The 16,315-nt window shown below is 58.4% G+C and carries 10 protein-coding genes, 5 pseudogenes and 2 other annotated features; of the genes and pseudogenes, 5 read left to right on the top strand and 10 right to left on the bottom strand.

What is annotated here, in order from left to right; all coding sequences use genetic code 11:
• Nucleotides 1-105: 105 nt before the first annotated feature.
• Both BMX97_RS30470 and BMX97_RS34045 read right to left on the bottom strand, forming a co-directional pair.
• Nucleotides 106-1,353: a polysaccharide pyruvyl transferase family protein gene (locus BMX97_RS30470; protein WP_091754884.1), complete on the bottom strand. Its 1,248-nt coding sequence runs from the start codon at nucleotides 1,351-1,353 to the stop codon at nucleotides 106-108.
• Between the two features lie 315 nt (nucleotides 1,354-1,668).
• Nucleotides 1,669-1,769: a sequence feature (AL1L pseudoknot), on the top strand.
• A gap of 966 nt (nucleotides 1,770-2,735) precedes the next feature.
• Nucleotides 2,736-2,897: pseudogene (locus tag BMX97_RS34045) on the bottom strand (IS630 family transposase); the annotation flags it as partial.
• A gap of 66 nt (nucleotides 2,898-2,963) precedes the next feature.
• On the opposite strand from BMX97_RS34045, the pseudogene BMX97_RS32515 reads away from it, so the two are divergent.
• Nucleotides 2,964-3,080, top strand: a pseudogene (locus BMX97_RS32515) (IS630 family transposase); the annotation flags it as partial.
• Between the two features lie 12 nt (nucleotides 3,081-3,092).
• Here the strand turns inward: BMX97_RS32515 and BMX97_RS30465 are convergent.
• From BMX97_RS30465 to BMX97_RS32510, 3 genes are all read right to left on the bottom strand, one after another.
• Complete coding sequence (locus BMX97_RS30465; RefSeq protein ID WP_177202410.1) at nucleotides 3,093-4,163, bottom strand: IS630 family transposase; 1,071 nt, start codon at nucleotides 4,161-4,163, stop codon at nucleotides 3,093-3,095.
• A gap of 391 nt (nucleotides 4,164-4,554) precedes the next feature.
• Nucleotides 4,555-5,637 carry a GSCFA domain-containing protein gene (locus BMX97_RS30460; RefSeq protein ID WP_091754883.1) on the bottom strand — a complete coding sequence of 361 codons (1,083 nt, stop codon included), beginning with the start codon at nucleotides 5,635-5,637 and terminating at the stop codon, nucleotides 4,555-4,557.
• Nucleotides 5,638-5,654: 17 nt separating this feature from the next.
• The gene (locus tag BMX97_RS32510) at nucleotides 5,655-6,386 is read right to left on the bottom strand and encodes a hypothetical protein (RefSeq protein WP_143074752.1); all 732 of its coding nucleotides are present in this window, start codon (nucleotides 6,384-6,386) and stop codon (nucleotides 5,655-5,657) included.
• A gap of 331 nt (nucleotides 6,387-6,717) precedes the next feature.
• Here BMX97_RS32510 and BMX97_RS30455 point away from each other — a divergent pair.
• A pseudogene (locus BMX97_RS30455) lies at nucleotides 6,718-7,239 on the top strand (transposase); the annotation flags it as partial.
• A 17-nt stretch (nucleotides 7,240-7,256) separates the two neighbouring features.
• Nucleotides 7,257-7,556: pseudogene (locus tag BMX97_RS30450) on the top strand (transposase); the annotation flags it as partial.
• Between the two features lie 17 nt (nucleotides 7,557-7,573).
• Here the strand turns inward: BMX97_RS30450 and glmS are convergent.
• Complete coding sequence (glmS, locus tag BMX97_RS30445; RefSeq protein ID WP_091754867.1) at nucleotides 7,574-9,400, bottom strand: glutamine--fructose-6-phosphate transaminase (isomerizing); 1,827 nt, start codon at nucleotides 9,398-9,400, stop codon at nucleotides 7,574-7,576.
• 435 nt (nucleotides 9,401-9,835) lie between these two features.
• A complete protein-coding gene (locus tag BMX97_RS33245; RefSeq protein ID WP_177202409.1) occupies nucleotides 9,836-10,009 on the bottom strand; it encodes a hypothetical protein in 174 nt (57 codons plus the stop codon).
• 512 nt (nucleotides 10,010-10,521) lie between these two features.
• Here BMX97_RS33245 and BMX97_RS30440 point away from each other — a divergent pair.
• Both BMX97_RS30440 and BMX97_RS30435 read left to right on the top strand, forming a co-directional pair.
• A complete protein-coding gene (locus BMX97_RS30440; protein ID WP_177202408.1) occupies nucleotides 10,522-12,690 on the top strand; it encodes a type I secretion system permease/ATPase in 2,169 nt (722 codons plus the stop codon).
• Nucleotides 12,687-14,201: an HlyD family type I secretion periplasmic adaptor subunit gene (locus tag BMX97_RS30435; RefSeq protein ID WP_091754865.1), complete on the top strand. Its 1,515-nt coding sequence runs from the start codon at nucleotides 12,687-12,689 to the stop codon at nucleotides 14,199-14,201. The genes BMX97_RS30440 and BMX97_RS30435 overlap by 4 nt, the downstream gene beginning before the upstream one ends.
• A gap of 202 nt (nucleotides 14,202-14,403) precedes the next feature.
• On the opposite strand, the gene BMX97_RS30430 is transcribed toward BMX97_RS30435, so the two are convergent.
• The 3 genes and pseudogenes from BMX97_RS30430 to BMX97_RS33415 form a co-directional block, all read right to left on the bottom strand.
• Nucleotides 14,404-15,632 (bottom strand): IS3 family transposase gene (locus BMX97_RS30430; protein WP_091754864.1). Its coding sequence is split into 2 segments (ribosomal slippage): nucleotides 14,404-15,338 and nucleotides 15,338-15,632, totalling 1,230 coding nucleotides; the frame shifts between segments, so codons are not numbered across the junction.
• Nucleotides 15,235-15,351, bottom strand: a sequence feature (AL1L pseudoknot). It overlaps the preceding gene by 117 nt.
• 31 nt (nucleotides 15,633-15,663) lie before the next feature.
• Nucleotides 15,664-15,978, bottom strand: a pseudogene (locus BMX97_RS30425) (IS66 family transposase); the annotation flags it as partial.
• Nucleotides 15,979-16,132: 154 nt separating this feature from the next.
• Nucleotides 16,133-16,315: hypothetical protein (locus BMX97_RS33415; RefSeq protein WP_210187697.1), on the bottom strand; the 183-nt coding region annotated here is incomplete at its 5' end.

The raw sequence follows: 16,315 nt of genomic DNA, 5'->3' as shown, positions 1-16,315 counted from the left end.
TCTCTTGGGTGAGCGTTGGACACTCTCCCAACGCCCGCGACGCCTGCCGTTCACCAAACCGTCAAGCTATGCACCCATTATGAAACAGGGTCTAATAAAAAATAATTATAGGAGTAAGCTTCTACCGGCTCTCGCACAAAGTAATTTTTTTCCATCAGATTGAGTACTGACTATATGATTAATTTCTGGATTCATCTCAAGTTCAAATTTTAATTTTTCCATTTCATCAATATTTGAAAAATTGTAACCTGGATCACAGATCGCGTAAGATTGAGGTTCTGACCAGGATAGAAAATATTTATAGATTGAATTTTTTGTAAAGTCTTCATCAATATGTTTTATGTTTTCAAATTTAAAAATGTATTTTTTCAAAGATTGCATTAAATTAGAGGCATTACTACCGATTAATATAAAATAGAAATCACTATTTGATTTAATATTTAGAGAATTTATTGTAAAAGACAAATTATTTAAATCGTCTACACTACCGACATCGATAAAAATGTTTAATGGCATCTTTCTGCATTTATCATGATGAACAACATCATTTACGCATAACGAACTCATACAACATTCTTCTATCCTTTCGTGGGGAAATGATTTTAATAAATCCTGATGATTAATATTCATTTCATGAAGTATACACATTGATATGATTTCATCTAATGTTGTCTGTAGATTAGGATAATATGGCTTATCTTGGGGTGAGCTTGCCATAGAGAACCAATCATAATATTTAAAATATTCACCTTTTATATTATTACTAACAGAAACCCATAAATTTGGTATATTTAAAGCTTCAGCGAATATTAATCCGTGAAGAGATGAGCTAACAACGTTAGAGCATTGCGACATATTTTCTATGAATAGATTTACATCATTTGTACGCACATCTAATAATTTCACATCTTCAAGTCCAATTAATTTTTCAAAGAACGGGTTATTTATATCTACATAATGTGGAACTATTCCGAGGGAATATTTTTTTTTCAATTTTTTGTATTTCATTAGTGACGGCAGTAATATTCCTGGATCTCCAAGTGGTATGTCATTAATTCTAACACCAGATTTGCTCAAAAATTGGTGAGTGAGTTTTCCTCTTAACAAATATATATTTTTTGAAATAACTCCTCCTAGACCATAGTCAGGATGCATAACTCCCGTTCCCCAAACTATACTATTTTTAACAGAAGATGACATAGTACTTCCAATGCCTAGAAAATGTGAATCATTAAGATCTCCCGCTTGATAAGTTTGGATTTTTCCTACATCAGATATTATATTAGCATTTGACAAATCTCCAATATTTCTTACGCCAGTATAATAAATAGTTCTTACTAGTGGCCTATTCATTGATATCTTGCTCCATGACTGAAACTATCTGTAGTCTGAATTTTGCGGTGCGGGATATGCATGTTCAATTAAAACTCTAATTACATCTCCATTGACGGGAAATATGATATAGATATTAAGGCGAAATACAACCATAACCCGCTCTGGCCCCGCCACCAGTTCCGTCAGCGCAGACCGCAGTCGGCCAGTACACAGCAGAAAGCAGCGCTGCTGCCGTAGCCGGCATCGGCCAGTTCGGATCCGCCAGCGCGGAAGCAGCGGGCTGCATCGCAGATCCACTACTCGGGCGGGAACAGGCGTAGGCCGAGAAGCAGGAGCACCTTTTGCATTGGCGGAGCTCGACCACCGGTCGCGGCCATGATCGCCTTCATCTACGAGCATCAGGAGATCTATGAGGTCGTCCTTCGAGAACCTCAGGATGAGGCCGATCTGCACTCCGGACCGCGCCATAACGATTTTCGCTGACCGGTTATGATTTCTGCCGGCTGAACGCCACACCATGCGGGCCTGCCCAGGGAGACGCACACGATGTTCATCACCTTTGACTAAGCCTGGCTCCCAGGATTGGACGAACGATCGGGCACTCGGCAGCTCTGTCGCGATGGGAGGACGATCGGGTGCGTGCGCCGCTGGCAGAAGAAGGATCCGGGCGGTCCGACCCAGGAGTGGTTTAAGTTGAGCGAATGGGCGAGGCCTTCTACGAGCCGATCGCCGGCGAGCACACGACCTTTGAGGAGGCGCTGGAGCGCATCGTGTTCTACGGTGTCGCGCATTGAGCGCGCTCTCCTACCTCCTCCTCACGTCCACGCTGGTTATATCCTGCGACTGTGGTGCGGTGGCGTGATCAGGGGAAGCGTTCAGTCCTGAACCACTGTGTCGATCCCGCTACAGATTAAAGATCGCTAATCATCTATGAGCAAGATCTTTGTATGAAAGGAGTAGGATGCAGAAAAATCACGCGCGAGCCGATGTTGGTGCCAAGGCTGCGCCCAGCCGCAAGCCGGCCGTGGATGCCTTCGATCCGCACTTTCCGTTGCGCAGCCTTGTCATCGAACGGACGCCAGATGCTGCACGCTCACAAATAATGGCCTATGATCCCCACTTTCGGCCGATGCGCAAACGATAAATTCGGCTTGCCTCCGGTGGCACAAACGCAGCACCATGGAGTTTCTTTGAGAGACGAGGAGCCATGGCATGCCCGACGTTCGCAAGGAGAAGACATACGACGGCCGCTGGACGTGTTCATTGGGAATCAGAGCTTAATCACCAATCTCACTGGCTCTGATGCTGAGGCCCTTAATCTGATCGTACGAAAAGATTGTTGCAGGCGAGCCGGTCACGTCTACTGTGACTTCCTAAAGATTGCCAACACGACTAGTGTCCTCGACGAAGGCGCGAATGTAGCGCTCAAGCTCGGCCACGGAGCAATGGACACAACGTCGGATTGTGCGCTCCGTCAGCAGGCCCAACTATCGTTCGACCTGGTTGATCCACGAGGCGGAGGTTAGGGTGAAGTGCACGTGATAGTGCAGGCGCTTAGCTAGAGCGCTGTGTGATAGCCCTGCAACGGCCAAGTTGGGTAGGGCGTTGTCTGGGTGCAGGAGCCGGCGATGACTTCACCCTTATCTGTCGATCTGCGTGAGCGTGTGGTGCCCGCTGTCATGGCGGGCGCGTCCTGCCGCCAAGCTGGCGCGCGGTTCGGTGTCAGCGACGCCAGTGTCAGCCGCTAGTGCATCGACTCATTCGGATGGTGCAGCGTTGCCATTGACGGCATCGAGGATGGCGGCGGCCGGCTTGGTCCAGACGAAGGGCTTCGGCCTGTCGTTGTGCTCGACGATGTAGCGGTTGATCGCAGCTTGGAGGTCGACGATCCCGCTGAAGCTGCCACGTTTCAGCCTGCGCCGGGTCAGGGCCGAGAAGAAGCCCTCGACCGCGTTCATCCACGAGGCCGAGGTTGGGGTGAAGTGGAAGATCCAGCGCGGATGCCGGGCTAGCCAGGCCCGTACCGTCGGGTGCTTGTGGGTGGCATAGTTGTCCAGGATCACGTGGATCAGTTTGCCCGCCGGCACCGCCGCCTCGATGGTGTTGAGGAAGCGCAGGAACTCGTCGTGGCGGTGACGCTGCATGCAGCGGCCGATCACGGTACCCGCCAGCACGTTGAGCGCGGCAAACAGCGTCGTAGTGCCGTGACGGACGTAGTCGTGGGTCTGGGTCTCGGGGCGACCTGGCATGAGCGATCGGCTCGGACGGGTGCGCTCCAGGGCCTGGATCTGGCTCTTCTCGTTGAGCGAGAGCACGACGGCGTGGCGCGGGGGATCCATGTACAGGCCGACGATGTCCTCGACTTTCTCGGCGAAGGCGGGATCGTTCGAGCGCTTGAAGCTGCGGACCCGATGCGGCTGGAGGCGATGGGCATCCCAGATACGCTGGACGGACCGCAGGGAGATCCCGACGGCTTGCGCCAGGGCGCGGCCGGTCCAGTGGGTGACCTCACCGGGCGGCTCGGAGCAGGTCAGCGCCAGTACCTCGGCGACGGTGTCGGTGGAGTGAGGCGGCTTGCCGGGCGGACGGGTCTTGTCGCGCAACAGTCCCTCGACGCCTTCTTCGGCGTAGCGCTGTTGCCAGCGCCAGACGGCCGGCCGGCTGACGCCGGCCCGGTGGGCGACGTCCAGGACGGAGAGGCGTTCGGCCGAGAGCAGGATGATGCGGGCGCGTTGGATGTGCTTGAGGGGTCGCGCCTGATCGGCGTCGATGGCGGACAGGTCCGCCAGGTCGGCGGCGCTGGGGATCACGCAGACAGTCTGAGCCATGCCCTCAAACTCGCACGGCTCACGCCTCTTGTGAATCCTCTGAATGCGTCAATGCACTAGATCTGGTGGATAAGCAGCCATGCAAGCTGCCATGCCCCTATTGAGAGGGTTTTTACTCTCGTTCAGCCGATGATAGATGACGGGAATCCCTCTCTGGTCTGTCGAGCAACATGCCTGCTCGCACCAGTCAGAAATGTACTCGGCCGAAGTTGAAGCGTAATATTATAATCGCGTCTGCGGCTAATCCTTGGATCTATGACCCCCAAGACAATCATTGTCAAAGATAACCGGAGCGCTTTGTCTCGCACTTCATCAAATGAAGCTACTCCGAGCGTCTGAGAAGAGAGACGATCGGAGCAGTTCACCATATAGTCGATAAATAACGTATATTTTATATATTATTTACTGCATTCCCAAGAACGCTTTCTTCACATATAGCCGATGCAATTTTTTCTGCTATGTCAACAGAATTTTCGACTTTGTTTGACTTTTGTTCTGTATCGTTCGGCGCATATATATCTCCTTGCGTGAAATTTTTGAAGAAAACACGCATTACATGATCTACGCCGCTATCTAAAACATTTCTAAGATCTTTCGCATAGTATTTTCCGCGGTTGAAATTTCCAGTTATTATCTCATAAGAAGGAAAATACTCTACATGTTCATATTTAATAGATATTTGTTCTGCAAGGACGCGCAAAGCCGATTTGGAGTATGTAGTAGACACTAAAACGTGCCTATTTTCATAGGTAGCTGCCAAGGGAACGGGTGATACAGTTAATATGATTCTACACTTACTGTTTACATTTTTTAGTAAACTTATAAAATCTTCCATGTTTGACATCATTCTTTCTACCGTATGGTTTTCGAATTGGTGTATTCTTTCGTCAAAAGAACCCCCTATAACACCAGGACAAATTGGATAAACCGCACCATCTTCTTTTGAGGCCCAGCATTCAGTTAGTCCGAGAGTAAAAACAAATATATCTGTAGTTTCAAACATTTTTCTGACCGCATAAAAATGTCTCTCTCTATCTTTATAGTATTCGCTTAAAGATGAAAAACCAGAATATTCAACAGCAGGCCTGAATGGATCGCGAAATTTTTTATTTTTATCTATCCAGATATCGTCTTTGGGCATAAATATATTGTATGATCTCTGAAAAAGCTGCAACAATTGCGCGACGCTATAAATATTGCCATATCTTGCAGAAAAAACCCCGTAGTTATTTTCTAATGCTAAGTCTTCTGGAACCAAACGATGAGCCGACTCGGTAATATAATACGTATATCCACTTGCGGCCAAGCGCTTCGCTATATGTTGAGCGAAACAACTACCTGCTGTCGATACTTTATCAGTCTGAGAAATTAAAAATTTTGATCCTATACATAAATCGACTTCGTCATACGGGGTCGCCGCTAGATTGCGCCAGAAATTATAATCAGGGAGAGAGCGATAGGGATTTTGTGACATGATCAGACTCCTTGAGTTTAAAGGCGAGATGATATTTCTTTCAGTACTGATTTGCTATATTCGGGAGATCCGTGGGTTGCGTCTGTATACCAACCATCTCTCGAAAGAAATTTTCCATCTTCGAGCATAGATTGTGGGACGGGAACAAACTCAACATCATCTTTTTCGCATAAATCTTGCAAGATTTTACTTAATAATCTCCAAGTTTTATATCTCAATATTTTACTTGATATTTCTGGATTTTCTGAGTTTTCTTTAAAATATTGATCAAGTTTTTCTAGAATACGATCATTATCACCAATCGGCGGAACAGGACTAACCTGCATAATTCGTCGTTCGGTTAATTTTTTTAGCCCTCTTACAAAAGGCCACCACTGCTCAACTCGATTCAAAATCATTCTATACATTATATCGTAACTAATTATGTTCGCATTCTCCTCTAATGGTAGATCTTCTTCATCAGGAAGAATAAAATCAAAAGGATCTTCGTTTTTAAGCAATGATATTATATGGTTTTCGTTGCCTGTCATTGTAGAAACTATAACTGTCTCTTCAGATTTTTCAAATATTCCCGCTTTTTCTAACTCCATCATTAGGGCGTCATTAAGTATCACCTGATCGTTGTTAACGATTCGAATTATGGGGCTAACGGATTTAAGCCATGGAAATTGAACCAAAGAAAATTTGATGTTATTTTCGTCGACCAGAATTTTGTTATCTTGATTTGCAGCCATAATCATAGTGGTCATATTACTGTGACCAAATACTATGCATTTCATAGTTTGTGATCTCCATTTACTATGGTCATTTATTTTGCGATATTGCACGCGTGGTCTGCCTTACGGTGCGGTCTGATCGAGAAGATACGACACCTAGGCAGCTCGGGGTAGTCGGTGCCATCACATCGGATCATCCGGCGCAGCATGCCTCCAACCTTTACCATACCCCGATGAACCGCCCCGGGTTTCTCGGAGGCTGTTTGTCTTGGATCAGGCGGCCAGAGCTTGGTCACTGACGTTGGCATGATAGCGCACTTTGGCCTCGGCGGGAGGGACGTTGCCAATCAGCGTGAGCAGGCGGCCGGCGCCGATCGCCACGCAGGCGCTGGAACGGATCGCGCGCCTGTACCGGACCGAGGCGGAGATCCGCGGCCGCTCGGCCGAGGAGCGGCGGATGCAGCGCCAGGAGCACAGCCGTCCGGTGATCGCGGCGCTGGAGCCCTGGCTGCGCGAGACGCTCGGGCAGCTGAGCCAGAAGAGCCGGTTGGCCGAGGCGATCCGCTACGCGCTGTCGCGCTGGGCGGGGCTGTGCGTGTTCCTGGAGGATGGCCGGGTCGAACTCGACTCGAACGTGGTCGAGCGGGCGATCCGGCCGCTGGCGCTGACGCACAAGAACGCGTTGTTTGCTGGTTCGGACGGCGGCGGCCAGCACTGGGCGGTGATCGCGTCGCTGGTCGAGACGTGCAAGCTGAACAGCGTGGAGCCGCATGCCTACCTGAGCGACGTGCTCACCCGCATCGCCGAGGGCCATCCCAACCGCCGCCTCGACGAGCTGCTGCCCTGGGCCTACGCCAGCGCGCAAGACCTCAAAGCCGTGGCCTGAAGGCTCCGCTTACGGTGCTCCGGCCAGGCGACACGGTGATCCTCGACAACCTCCAGGCCCATAAGGTGACGGGCGTGCGCGAGGCCATCGCGGCGGCTGGCGCACGGGTGGTGTACCTGCCGCCCTACAGCCCGGAGTTCAACCCGATCGAGCAGGCCGTCGCCAAGCTCAAGACGTTGCTGTGCACCGCAGCCGCGCGAACAGTCGAAGACTTGCATGCTGCGATCCGCCAAGCCTTCGCTGCCTTCACCCCGCAGGAGTGTCGCAACTACCTCAATGCGGCCGGCTATCACAAAGACTGCTACGTTTCAGACTGATCGGGCGACGCTCTAATTCACTCGACTGTGACGGATTTCGCCAGGTTGCGCGGCTGATCGACGTCTTTCCCGAGCACCACGGCGGTGTGGTAGGCGAGCAGTTGCATTGGAACCGAGTAGACGATCGGGGCCACCACCGGATCGAGGTCCGGCATCATCAGGGTGGCGAGCGTGTCGAGGCCGGCAGCATCGGCGCCGCGCGCATCGCCGATCAGCACGATCCTACCGCCGCGGGCCGCGACCTCCTGCATGTTCGAGACGGTCTTCTCGAAGGTCGCGTCGTGCGGCGCGATCACGATCACCGGCACGGCGTCGTCGATGAGCGCGATCGGGCCGTGCTTGAGCTCGCCCGCCGCGTAGCCCTCGGCGTGGATGTAGGAGATCTCCTTGAGCTTTAGCGCGCCCTCGAGCGCCATCGGGTAGGCGGTGCCGCGGCCGAGATAGAGCACGTCACGGGCCTTGGCGATCTCGCGGGCCAGGACCTCGATCTCCTCCTCGCGCTTCAGGGCCTCGGCCATCAGGCCCGGCACCTTGATCAGCGCGTCGACGACGCGCTTCTCTTCCCCGGCGTCGAAGGTGCCGCGTGCCCGGCCCGCGGCGAGCGCCAGGCAGAGCAGTACCGTGAGCTGGCACGAGAACGCCTTGGTCGAGGCCACCCCGATCTCGGGGCCGGCGAGCGTCGGCACCACGGCCGAAGCCTCGCGGGCGATGGTCGAGGTCGGCACGTTGACGACCGCCAGCGTGTGCTGGCCTTGCGCCTTGGCGTAGCGCAGCGAGGCCAGGGTATCGGCGGTCTCGCCCGATTGAGAGATGACCAGCGTCAGCCCGCCCTTCTCCAGCGGCGGCTCGCGGTAGCGGGTCTCGGAGGCGACGTCGATCTCGACCGGCAGCCGGGCGATCTTCTCGAACCAGTACTTGGCCACCAAGCCGGCATAGTAGGCGGTGCCGCAGGCGGTGATCGAGATCCGGCTCAGGTTCGCGAAGTCGAACGGCAAGGCCTCCGGCAGGGCGACGCGGCCGGCGGCAAGATCGATGTAATGGGCGAAGGTGCGGCCCACCACCTCCGGCTGGTCGTGGATCTCCTTCGCCATGAAGTGGCGGTAGTTGCCCTTGTCGACCAGGAAGGCCTGCGTGGCGATCTTCTGGCGCGGGCGGGCGACGACGTTGCCGGCACCGTCGCGGATCTCGGCGCCGTCGCGGGTCAGGATGGTCCAGTCGCCCTCCTCGAGATAGGTGATCTCGTCGGTGAAGGGGGCGAGCGCCAGCGCGTCCGAGCCGAGATAGGTCTCGCCGTCGCCGAAGCCGACCGCGAGCGGCGCGCCGTGGCGGGCGCCGATCAAAAAGTCCTCCTCGCCGGCGAACAGGAAGGCGAGCGCGAAGGCGCCGCGCAGGCGCGGCAGGGCCGCCTCGACGGCCGAGACCGGCCCCAAGCCCGTCCGCATCAGGTGGGAGACGAGCTGGGCCACGACCTCGGTGTCGGTCTCGGTCTCGAAGACGCAGCCTTGCGCCTGCAGCTCAGCCTTCAGCTCGCGGAAATTCTCGATGATGCCGTTATGGACCACCGCCAGGCGATCGGTGGCATGGGGATGGGCGTTGGTCTCGTTTGGGCGGCCATGCGTCGCCCAGCGGGTGTGGCCGATGCCGATGGTGCCGGCGAGCGGGCTCTGGAGCAGCTTGAGCTGCAGGTTCGACAGCTTGCCCTCGGCGCGCCGGCGCTCGAGCCGGCCGGATTCCAGGGTGGCGATGCCGGCCGAATCGTAGCCACGGTACTCAAGCCGGCGTAGCGCTTCGATTGCATATTCCGCCACGGCACTGCGTCCGACAATTCCCACGATCCCGCACATATTTCAAATTCCACTTAGAGCATTGTATGAGAAGTCGGTTTATTAACGTTTGAAATCTCTAAAATATGTCAAATTTATGTTTTTATATTTATGAGTTGAATGGTCTAGAAATAATAAATATAAATTTATCATTGATAATTGTAACCGTGCTGAAGAATGAAACTCTCTTCAGAGGGGCATGTTATCCGTACAGGTTCAGCATGCGGCCGGTTTTGAATTTGTTTTGATTGTCGTCAGTTTGGATGTGAGACCTCCTTGGCATCTGCGGCCCTATGGAGGAGGACGCTGAAGGCGATGAGAGTAGTCCGGCGAGGGTGGTGGACAGGCGTTCGTAGTCGCGGGTCAGGCGGCAAAAGCGCGCCATCTAGGCGAAGGCGCGCTCGACTACCCATCGGCGTGGCAGCAGAACGAAGCCGCGCTTGGCCTCGGGCAGCTTCACCACCTGCAAGACGATGCCGTGGTCGGCGTCACCTTCGCCGCCCGCTCGCCCGTGTAGCCCTGACCGGCATAGGCGAGGTCGACGCTGTCACCGGTGGCCTCCTGCACGGCATCAGCCAGCGCGGCGACGGCGGAGCGGGCATCGACGTTGGCGGGCGTGACGTGCCGCACCAGGATCTGTCCCAGCGTATCGACTACCGCGTGCAGCTCCGAGCCGCGCGCTTATGGCCATCCCAAGCAGCGCGAACTCCGCTCTCGGTCGTCGAAGGTGCCGCTGTCGAGGACGACGACCGAGGGCTCCTCAGCCTAGCATTACAGTTGCGGGTTCGAGTACTTATCTGACGGCGAGCGATGGGAGGTTTTCATGCCGACTGCCTCGCTTGAAGCGATGCTGTCAGTTTTTTGGCTAATTACTAGACAGATGTTCATCTTCTAATGCGTGAAATGCGGCAGATTACAAGTAAGACTGTCACAGCGTGAAGCTTCGCCGTTGCGTGCGCACAGCACTGGGGCATGGTTCGTCCTCAAAGCAAGTAGCGACTGTAACTGGATTTTTGCAAATACATATTTTAGACATATTTATTTAATAAATAATATATGTTATACTCATGTAACAAAATGGAGGAGAAAAAACATGATTTTAAATAAATATATAATCTATGAGAGGTGATTTAAGAAATAAGATGACAAATGAAACTGAATTAAAAAATCCGCTTGCGGATTTTGGCCTTGGCGCGCTCGCCCTCGTCGCCTCGTTCCACCAGATCCCGTGCGAGCCGGCGCAGGTCCGCCACGATCTCGGCCTCGGCCAGACCGCGATGAGCGCCACCGACATCGTTCGCGGCGCCCGGCGCCTCGGCCTCAAGGGGCGCCTGCTCCAGAACCAGAAGCCCGCCCGCCTCGACGGCATCCCGCTGCCGGCGATCCTCGAGGTCGAGGACGGCCGCTTCGTCGTGCTCGGCCGGCGCTTCGAGGACGGCAAGCTCCGGATCATCGACCCCGTCGCCCGCACCGCCGACCACGTCGAGGCCGAGGCGTTCCTACCCCGCTGGACCGGCACCATCGTGCTCGTCGCGCGCCGCGCCAACCTCCAGACGGCGCTCCACACTTTCGGCCTGACCTGGTTCGCGCCCTCGGTCTGGCGCTACCGCAAGCCGCTCGTCACGGTGCTGGTCGCCTCGCTGTTCATCCAGCTCTGCGCCCTCATCACCCCGATCTTCTTCCAGATCACCATCGACAAGGTGCTGGTCCACCGCGGCTACTCGACCCTGACGCTGGTCGCCGTCGGCCTCGTGGTGCTCGGCCTGTTCCACGTCGTGCTGCAATACCTGCGCGGCTACATCCTCACGCATACCGCCAGCCGCATCGACGTCGAGCTCGGCGCGCGCCTGTTCGACCACCTGATGCGCCTGCCGCTCGGCTATTTCGAGACCAGGCCCGCTGGCCAGACCGTCGCGCGCGTGCGCGAACTCGAGACGGTGCGCAACTTCCTCACCGGCCAGGCGCTGACCTCGGCGATCGACGTCCCCTTCACGTTCATCTTCCTCGCCGTCCTGTACTTCTACTCGCCGCTCTTGGCGCTGATCGTCACCCTGTCGATCCCGTGCTACATCCTGGTGGCGGTGCTGCTGCGGCCGATCCTGCGCGACAAGACGCTCGAGCGCTTCAACCGCTCGGCCCTGTCGAGCCAGTTCCTGATCGAGTCGGTGGTCGGCATCCACACCGTCAAGGCGCTCGCGGTCGAGCCGACCCTGAAGAGCCAGTGGGACGAGCGGCTCGCCGCCTACGTCAAGACCTCGTTCGTCGCCGGCCTGGTGGCCAGCATCGGCCAGAATGCGATCCAGTACATCTCGAAGGTCACGACCGCGCTGGTGCTGTTCTTCGGCGCCTACGCGGTGATGAACGGCGAGCTGACCGTCGGCAGCCTGATCGCCTTCAACATGATCATGGGCCAGGTCACCGCCCCGATCCTGCGCCTGTCCCAGCTCTGGCAGGACTTCCAGCAGGTCAAGGTGTCGCTCGAGCGCCTCGCCGACGTGCTCAACTGCCCGCCGGAGACCCGGGCGCTGGCGCAAGCCCACCTGCCGCCGGCCAAGGGCCAGGTCACGGTGCGGGGCGTGTCGTTCCGCTACCAGCCCGGCACGCCCGAAGTGCTGAAGGACGTCAGCCTCGACATCCCGGCCGGCCAGGTCATCGGCATCGTCGGCCCGTCGGGCTCGGGCAAGTCGACCTTCACCAAGCTGCTCCAGCGCCTCTACGTGCCCGAGAAGGGCCAGGTGCTGGTCGACGGCGTCGACATCGCCCAGGTCGATCCGGCCTGGCTGCGGCGGCAGATCGGCGTCGTGCTCCAGGAGAACCTCCTGTTCAACAAGACGGTGTTCGAGAACATCGCGCTCGCCAATCCCGGCCTGTCGCGGGCGCAGGTGATGCAGGTGGCCCGCCTCGCCGGTGCCGACGAGTTCATCAACCGCCTGCCGCTCGGCTACGACACCCCGATCGAGGAGCGCGGCGCCAACCTGTCGGGCGGGCAGCGCCAGCGGCTCGCCATTGCGCGCGCGCTCGCCACCAACCCGCGCATCCTGATCCTGGACGAGGCGACCTCGGCGCTCGACTACGAGAGCGAGCGGATCATCCAGGAGAACATGAAGCACATCGTGCGCGGCCGCACCGTCATCATCATCGCGCATCGCCTCGCCGCGGTGCGGATCTGCGACCGCATCATCGCCGTGCAGGAGGGGCGCATCGTCGAGGACGGCACCCACCGGGAACTCGTCGAGCGGCCGACTTCGCTCTACGGCCGCCTCTGGCGCCTCCAGTCCGACCACGGCTCAGCCCAGGGAGAAGCCGCGTGAGCGCCGCCCCGCAACCCGCCTCCCCCAACCTGCCGACCCCGCGGCGCCAGCCCCCGCCGCCGGCCCGCTTCAGCCCGCGCGGCCTGTCCGAGCGGGTGCGGCGGCTCGCCGACGACCGCTCCGACCAGGAGTTCCTGCCGGCCCATCTCGAGATCCTCGACACCCCGCCCTCGCCCTACGCGGTGGTGTTCACCTGGGTGATGTGCCTGATGTTCGGCGCGGCTTTGGTCTGGAGCATCTTCGCCCAGATCGACATCCACGCGGTCGCGACCGCGCGCATCCAGCCGTCCGGCCGCTCGAAGGTCGTGCAGCCCTTCGACACCGGCAAGGTCCAGACCATCGCGGTCGAGAACGGCAGCCGGGTCCAGGCCGGCGACGTGCTCCTGACGCTCGAGCCCACGGAAGCAGAGGCCGACCTGTCCTCGCGCCAGGGCGACCTCGCGGCGCTCGAGGCCCAGATCGCCCGGCGGCGCGCGACGATCGAGGCGGTGGAGAAGAACCGGCTCACCGCCAAGGTGGATTTCCCGGCCGGCGTGCCGCCGGCGGTGCGCGCGCGCGAGGAGGGGGCGATGCTGGCCGAGATCGGCCAGTACGTCACCACCCGCGAGGCGTTCGAGGCCCAGCTCGCCGAGAAGGTCGCGACGCAGGAGCGCTTCACCGCCAGCATCGCGGCGCGGATGCGCCTGCAGGCGGTGCTCAAGGAGCGCGCCGACATGCGCGAGACCCTGGTGGCGAAGTCCGCCGGCACCCGCGCGGCGGTGATCGACGCGGTGCAGCAGGTCGAGCAGGTCTCGGCCGACCTCGCCTACGACCGCGGCCAGCTGACCGAGGCCAAGGCGGGCGCGGTCTCGCTGCAGCGGCGCATCACCCAGCTCACCAGCGAGACCGTGGCGCGCCAGTACCAGGCGCTGACGGAAGCCGCGCAGAAGCGCGACGCCCTGGTGCAGGACGTGGTGAAGGCGCAGCTCAAGCGCGAGCGCACCGCGCTCAAGGCGCCGATCTCCGGCACGGTGCAGCAGCTCGCGGTGACGACGCTCGGCCAGGTGGTGACGGCGGGCCAGCCCCTGATGGTGGTGGTGCCGACCGACGGGCCGATCGAGGTCGAGGCCCAGGTCCAGAACAAGGACATCGGCTTCGTGCTGCCCGGCCAGGAGGCGGTGGTGAAGATCGATGCCTTCCCGTTCACCCGCTACGGCTCGATCGACGGCCAGGTCGTGCGGGTGTCGCGCGACGCGGTCGACGACCGCGAGGCGAGCGGTGGCAGCGACGCGCTCTCGGTGGCGCGGGGCCAGGGCCTGAACCCGGTGACGGGCACGCAGAAGACCCAGAACTTGATCTTCCCCGTGACCGTGGCCCTGTCGCAGACCTTCATCAAGGCCGACGGCAAGGACGTGGCGCTGACCCCGGGCATGACCGCGACGGTGGAGATCCGCACCGGCCGGCGCCGGGTGATCGACTACCTGCTGTCGCCAGTGCGCGAGACGACCTCGACGGCGGGGCATGAAAGATGATGCTAATAGCAATAAAAATATTGATGCACCTAGTTGGTCAGCCCCCGTTGGAGTGGTCCGCCCTGAAGTATGGCTTTGAGCCGACGGAGGACGGACGCGATGGGAACGAAGAAGCACAAGCCGGAAGAGGCGGTGGCCAAGCTGCGGCAGGTGGACGTGCTGGTGAACCGCTCCGTGTTTTTCGGAGGCTGTTTGTCTTGGGTCAGGCGGCCAAGGCTTGGTCGCCGACGTGAGCATGATAGCGCGCTTCGGCCTCTGCGGGAGGGACGTTGCCGATCGGCGCCAGGAGGCGACGGTGGTTGTACCAGTCGACCCACTCGAGGGTGGCGTACTCGACCGCCTCGAAGGAGCGCCAGGGTCCGCGTCGGTGGATGACCTCCGCCTTGAACAGGCCGTTGATCGTCTCCGCCAAGGCGTTGTCGTAGCTGTCGCCAACGCTGCCGACTGACAGCTCGATGCCGGCTCCGGCCAGGCGCTCGGTGTACCGTAGAGCCAAGTATTGCGAGCCGCGGTCCGAGTGATGCACCAGTCCGCTACCCTGGACGGGACGACGCTCGTGCAGGGCCTGCTCCAGAGCATCCAGCACGAAGCTTGCGTGAGCGCTGCGTGAGGCCCACCAGCCGACGATGCGCCGGGCGAACACATCGATGACGAACGCTACATAGACGAAGCCCGACCACGTCGCCACGTAGGTGAAGTCGCTGACCCACAAGGCGTTCGGCCGGGGAGCCTTGAACTGACGGTTGACGCGGTCGAGGGGGCAAGCTGCGGCCGGGTCGGGGATCGTGGTGCGAACGGCCCTGCCGCGCACCACCCCCGCCAAGCTCATCTTGCGCATCAGCCGCGCTACCGTGCAGCGAGCGGTCACGATCCCCTCCCGGGCTAGTTGCCGCCAGACCTTCCGCACCCCGTAGACGAAGAAGTTGGCCTCGAATACGCGCTGGATCTCGATCATTAACGCGGCGTCGCTGCGCGCACGAACCGGTTGCTTCTCGGGGTCGGCACGTCGGGCGGCGTGCACGTAGTAGGTCGACGGGGCGATCGGCAGCACCCTGCAGATCGGCTCGACCCCGTAGACCTCTCGATGATCGTCGATGAAGCTGATCATGGCCGCGACCGGCGGTCGAGCTCCGCCATGGCGAAATATGCCGACGCTTTGCGCAGGATCTCGTTGGCCTGGCGCAACTCGCGAACCTCACGTTCAAGCGCCTTGATCCGCTCGCGCTCGTCCGTCGTCTGGCCGGGACGCACGCCCTGGTCGCGTTCGGACTGGCGCACCCAGTTCCGCAGCGTCTCGCCCGAGCAGCCGATCTTGGCCGCAATCGACTGGATCGCCGACCATTGCGAGCCGTGCTCGCTCTCGTGCTCGCGCACCATCCGCACCGCACGCTCGCGCACCTTGGGGGAAAACGGCGTTGTTCGCTTCGTCATGGCTCCATCCTCTCAGAAGTTGGAGCCTCCGGGAAACCCGGGGCGGTTCAATCCGCTCATGGACGCTGATTACCTCGGCCGGCAGCGCGGCGGGCAGCTGCTCGCCGCAGGCTGAGCACAAGGCCGGTCGATGCTCCACCACATGATCCGGGTCGGCGCTCAGCGCCCGCTTGTAGCCCTCATGCCCGGGCTTGGCGCCGCCCGGCCGGGCCTTCTCGCGCCGCTCCTTGCGGTCGCTCGCCGGCGGCCTGGACGAGGTGCGCGAGGTCTTCTCGGGCCGGTGCAGCTTCAGCACCAGCTCGATCAGTTCCTCCTTGCTCAGGCGGTCGAGGTCACTGCGGCTCATCCCGATAACGAATCAGCCAAACCGCGTTTCGGCAAGGGGGGGCGACCCGACGAACCCGCCGCGACCGAGCCGCGCCGTCCCGACACCCCCTGAGTAATTACGTCTCGATCTCGTTGTAGGCCGGAATATATTACTATTCCGGCCTACAACAATTTTATCCGGCAACGACACCCCAATTTTCACCGGCATATCCGATAGGGCTTACTTCGCTAACATTTGTGCCATTCATGAGCCAGGCCGCAACTGTACCACCTGCGCCATGTAGTACGACGTCGCTCTGACTATCGCCATTGAAGTCGCCTGTTCCGGCCACATTCCAACCTGCGCCAGCATTATC

The sequence above is a fragment of the Methylobacterium sp. ap11 genome (assembly GCF_900110515.1).
Classification (GTDB): Bacteria; Pseudomonadota; Alphaproteobacteria; order Rhizobiales; family Beijerinckiaceae; genus Methylobacterium; species Methylobacterium ajmalii.
Note: the sequence above shows the minus strand (reverse complement) of the source record. Positions and strands in the feature narration are given on the sequence as shown.